The sequence below is a fragment of the Aeromonas sobria genome, from assembly GCF_050266975.1.
Lineage (GTDB): Bacteria > Pseudomonadota > Gammaproteobacteria > Enterobacterales > Aeromonadaceae > Aeromonas > Aeromonas sobria_B.
Window position 1 is genome coordinate 1 of sequence record NZ_JBKISU010000139.1, and the last position, 258, is coordinate 258.

Genomic DNA, 258 nt, shown 5'->3' on the forward strand with positions numbered 1-258 from the left:
ACTGGCAGGTGAAATCGGGTACCCGCACAGTGACCTATGAGCATGAAGCGCAACGGGTCAAGGCGCTGTTTCATCACCACAAGGGGCGCTATGGTTATCGGCGGATCACCCTGGCGCTGCGCAATGAGGGGTGCCCTCTCAACCATAAAACCGTGCGTAAACTCATGCGAAAACAGGACCTTGCCTCTAACCTGCGCCGCAAGAAATATCGGTCGTACAAGGGGACGTACGGCCATATCGCCCCGAACCTCTTGCAGC

At 57.0% G+C, this 258-nt stretch carries 1 protein-coding gene; it reads left to right on the plus strand.

The genetic code is table 11. The features are described 5' to 3' along the window. A partial coding sequence (locus ACLHZ1_RS20815) for an IS3 family transposase (RefSeq protein WP_427263565.1) occupies positions 1-258 on the plus strand: 258 nt, incomplete at both ends.